Raw genomic sequence first — 4,664 nt, forward strand, 5'->3', positions numbered from 1 at the left:
AACTCTCGTCGGCTGAGTCAGATGTGTAGAAGAGACAGTCCCGGGCGGGGGCGGCCGTTGCCGGTCGCCGGGCGTTTGCCCGGGGCCTGGTCCTGAGGGGTTACGGGGGACAGGCGGGGCGGGCACTCTGAAGGGTGACCGGATCGGGCCTTCCCCGAAGGGGTGACAGGAACATGGCGTCGGCGTTGGCCTACGACCTGCGGTTCGACTCGGGGCGGATCTGCCTGGACCTGGTGGCCACGGTCGGCGGCCGGCTCAGCGAGGCGCCCGTCGAGCGGCTCGGCGGGGTGGAGCCCCTCAGGGCGTGGCTGCTGGGCGCCGGACTGGTGCCCGGCGGCACCTCGCTCGAGGCCGTGGACCACCGCTGGCTCATCCGCTTCCGGGCCGCCCGCGACCTGCTGCACCGCATCGTCCACACCGAGGTCGAGGGTCATGCCGCGGCCGCCGATCTGGAGCGGATGAACGCGCTGGCCGCCACCGCCCCGCCCGCCCTGCGTGCCGTACGGACCCCCGACGGCACTCTGGTCGGCGCCCTCGCCGGGAAGCCGGACTGTGGTGCGCTGCTCTCCCAGATCGCCCGGGACGCGGTGCAGCTGCTCACCGACCCGGTGGCGCGCGGGCAGTTGCGGCGCTGTGAGGGGGAGACCTGCTCGCTGGTCTACCTCGACACCTCGCGCGGCCGCCGCAGGCGCTGGTGCTCCAGCGAAGTCTGCGGAAACCGCGAGCGGGTTGCCCGTCACCGCCGCCGGGTAAACCCGAGCATCAGCAAAGCATGAGCGATATTCAGTCATGACCCGGACATGACGCAGGCCCCGGATGGGGGGACCGGGGCCTGCGGGGCGGATTTGGGGAGGGAGCCCTTCCTGGTAGCCGGCGCCCGCCCGGCGTCGGCCTTACTCGGACTCAAGTACGCACCGCACAGCGGGAGATGTTCAGTCCCGGAATGGGATGTACATCACACGGTGACGGGTGAACGGCGAGCGTTTCCAGCCCGTACCCCCCTCGACCCGGCGGCTTGCGTACGCAAAGATGCCCTCGTGACCGAGAGGACGACACCGGACGACGCGCTCATGCGCGCGCTCTACGCGGAGCACGCAGGCCCGCTTCTCGCCTTCGTCCTGCGCCTGGTCGCGGGCGACCGGCACCGCGCCGAGGACGTGGTCCAGGAGACGCTCCTGCGCGCCTGGCGCAACGCCGACCAACTGCGGCGCTCGGGAGGATCGGTACGGCCCTGGCTGGTGACCGTGGCCCGCCGCATCGTCATCGACGGCCACCGCCAACGCCGCGCACGGCCCCACGAAGTGGACGCGGCGCCGCTCCATGTGATGCCCGCCGCGGACGACATCGACCGCGCGTTGCGCCAGATGACCATCTCCGACGCGTTGAATGACCTCACCGACGCACATAGAGCGGCGCTCGTCGAGACATACTTCAAGGGACGGACGGTGAGTGAGGCGGCCGAAGTGCTGGGCGTTCCCCCCGGGACGGTGAGGTCCCGGGTCTTTTACGCGCTGCGCTCCCTGAAGCTCTCGCTCGAGGAACGGGGGGTCACGGCATGATGCCGGCAGCGGACGACCAGCAGCACACCGCGGTCGGCGCCTATGCGCTCGGGGTGCTCGACCCCGCCGACGCGGCGCGCTTCGAGGACCACCTCATCGGGTGCGAGCGGTGCGCCGTCGAGCTCGACGAGCTGATGGGCCTCCCGCCGCTGCTGGCCGAGTACGCCACCGCCGCCGACGGCACCGCGCTCCCGGATCCGGCGGTGGTCACCGCCCGCCCGGGGCCCGAACTACTCGACCGGCTGATGGACGACGTCGCGGTGAGCCGCAGGGCCGCCGGCAGACGGCGTCTCTTCCTCGTCGCCGCGGCCGCCGTCCTCATCGTCGGCGGCCCGCTCGCGGGAGCGGCGATCACCGCGAGCTCCGACGACGGCGGGGGCAACGGCCAGGTGGTGGCCTCCTCCTCCAAGCAGGTGTACGACCAGGGCGAGAAGTTCAGCTCGGTCGACCCCGTCACCAAGGTGGACGCCTCCGTCTCGCTCCAGCAGAAGGGGTGGGGCACCTCCGTCGCCCTCAAGCTGGGCAACCTCAAGGGGCCGCGCACCTGCGACCTGGTCGCCATCGGCAAGGACGGCCACGAGGAGACCATCACCACCTGGGCCGTGCCCACCTCGGGCTACGGCGTCAAGGACGGGGACGGCTCCCGCTGGAGCAAGGAACCGCTCTACGCCCAGGGCGGCGCCGCCATGAACACCAACGACATCGAGCGGTTCGAGGTCCGCACCCTGGACGGCCAGCGCCTGGCCCAGGTCAGGCTCTGAGAAACCGGCTCCCCTTCAGGTGTACGGTTGACGGCTGCCCTTAAGAACACAGAAGGGGGCCTGGGTGGCCGCGCAGAACGCCACGCATGACGACCGGACGGCACCGCGGGGGGACCGCGGGGACGGGGTCCGGGACAGCGAGATCCGGATCGAACAGGCGCATCTGGACCGGGTGTACCACCGCCTCGCGGAGAAGATCCACGAGGCGGAGTTCCTCATGGACGACGCCGCCAAGCGCGGTCAGGTCGGCACGCCAGGCGCGCTCGCCGAACGGGACGCCCAGGTCTTCCGGGCCGGGGTGCACCTCAACCGGCTGAACAGCGAGTTCGAGGACTTCCTCTTCGGCCGCATCGATCTGCTGCCGGGCAAGGACGGCCAACGCGGCCCCGACGGCGCCTACACCTCCGTGGAACCCGCCGACGACGCCATCCGCACCGGCCCGGACGGCGACCGCGCGGAGATCGCCGAAACGTTGCACATCGGCCGCATCGGGGTCCTCGACGCCGACTACGCCCCGCTGGTGATCGACTGGCGGGCGCCCGCCGCCGCGCCCTTCTACCGCTCCACCCCGGTCGCCCCCGGCCGGGTCGTCCGCCGCCGGGTGATCCGCAGCAAGGGCCGCCGGGTGCTCGGCGTCGAGGACGACCTGCTGCGCCCGGAGCTCAGCGCCACCCTCGACGGCGGGGCGCTGCCGGTGGTCGGCGACGGCGCGCTGATGGCGGCGCTCGGCCAGGCGCGCGGCCACACCATGCGGGACATCGTGGCCTCCATCCAGGCCGAGCAGGACCAGGTGATCCGCGCCCCCGCCGCCTCCGTCACCGAGGTCGAGGGCGGCCCCGGCACCGGCAAGACGGCGGTCGCGCTGCACCGCGCGGCGTACCTCCTCTACCAGGACCGGCGGCGGTACGCGGGCGGCATCCTCGTGGTCAGCCCCACCCCGCTGCTGGTCGCCTACACCGAGGGCGTGCTGCCCTCGCTGGGCGAGGAGGGCCAGGTGGCCATCCGGGCGGTGGGCTCACTGGTGGAGGGCGCCGAGGCCACCACGTACGACACCCCGGCCGTGGCCCGCGTCAAGGGCTCGTCCCGGATGGTGAAGGTGCTGCGCAAGGCCGCCCGCGGCGCGCTGGAGCTGCCGCGCGGAGCCGCCGCGCCCGCCGGTTCGGCCCCTTCGTCGTCATCGGCCTCGTCATCCGAGTCGTCCGACAATGGCCAGCTGACACTGGACGGGGCGCTGGCGGCCCACGGCGGCAGACCCGGTGCGGGCCCAGGGTCCAGACCCGGCGGCCCGCCCGAGCGGCTGCGCGTGGTCGCCTTCGGCGCCCGGGTCGAACTGGGCGCCGAAGAGCTGCGCACCATCCGCGGACACGTGCTGGGCGGCACCGCGCCCGTCAACCTGCTGCGCCCCCGCGCCCGGCGGCTGCTCCTGGACGCGCTGTGGACCCGCTCCGGCGCCCCCAGGCGGTACACCGACCCCGAACTGGCCGCCGAGGCGCGGGAGGGCTTCGACGAGGACATCTCCTCCGAGGACTCCTTCCACGAGTTCCTCGACGCCTGGTGGCCCGAGCTCACCCCCCGCTCCGTCCTCGCCGCCATGGCCGATGAGAAGCGGCTGAACCGCTGGTCACGGCGGGTGCTCAACCCCCGCGAAGTCCGCCAGGTGGCCCGGTCGCTGGCCCGGCTCGGCCCGGACGGGCAGGGCCCGCTGTCGGTCCACGACGTGGCGCTGCTGGACGAGCTGACCACCCTCCTGGGCACCCCCGCCCGCCCCGCGGCCCCCCGCGAGGCCGACCCGCTGGACCAGCTCACCGGTCTGGACGAACTGACCACTTACGCCGACCGGGTCAGCCCCCGCCGCAGCCGCGCCGACCGGGCCGAGCGGGAGCGCACCGACTACGCCCACGTGATCGTCGACGAGGCGCAGGACCTCACCCCGATGCAGTGGCGGATGGTCGGACGGCGCGGCCGCCACGCCACCTGGACGGTCGTCGGGGACCCGGCCCAGAGCTCCTGGTCCGACCCGGACGAGGCGGGGCGGGCCCGGGACGAGGCGCTCGGCAGCCGCCCGCGCCGCCGCTTCACCCTGACCGTCAACTACCGCAACCCGGCGGAGATCGCCGAACTGGCCACCAAGGTCCTCACCCTCGCCATGCCCGGCACCCCCGCCCCCGAGGCGGTCCGCTCCACGGGTGTGGCGCCGCGCTTCACACCGGGCGCGGACGGCGGCCTCGGCGCGGCCGCCCGCCGCGAGGCGGCCCGGCTGCTGGACGAGGTGGACGGCACCGTCGGCGTCGTCGTCGCGATGAACCGGCGCGCCCAGGCCCGTCAGTGGCTGACGGGCCTGGGC

Annotated in this window: 4 protein-coding genes; all 4 read left to right on the forward strand. The window is 73.6% G+C overall.

The features are described from left to right. The first annotated feature begins 173 nt into the window (after window positions 1–173). A complete protein-coding gene (locus ACFXB5_RS52785; protein WP_385223077.1) occupies window positions 174–776 on the forward strand; it encodes a CGNR zinc finger domain-containing protein in 603 nt (200 codons plus the stop codon). 261 nt (window positions 777–1,037) lie between these two features. Further along, on the forward strand, window positions 1,038–1,559 hold the full coding sequence (locus ACFXB5_RS52790) for a sigma-70 family RNA polymerase sigma factor (protein ID WP_385223079.1): 522 nt from the start codon (window positions 1,038–1,040) through the stop codon (window positions 1,557–1,559). Beyond that, window positions 1,556–2,320 (forward strand): anti-sigma factor family protein, encoded by a 765-nt coding sequence (locus ACFXB5_RS52795; protein WP_385223081.1) that lies wholly within the window; start codon window positions 1,556–1,558, stop codon window positions 2,318–2,320. The genes ACFXB5_RS52790 and ACFXB5_RS52795 overlap by 4 nt, the downstream gene beginning before the upstream one ends. Window positions 2,321–2,384: 64 nt before the next feature. After that, the coding region (locus ACFXB5_RS52800) for a HelD family protein (protein WP_385223083.1) at window positions 2,385–4,664 on the forward strand (2,280 nt) is incomplete at its 3' end.

This window comes from Streptomyces sp. NPDC059455 (genome assembly GCF_042750115.1).
In the GTDB taxonomy this organism is placed as follows: Bacteria; Actinomycetota; Actinomycetes; order Streptomycetales; family Streptomycetaceae; genus Streptomyces; species Streptomyces endocoffeicus.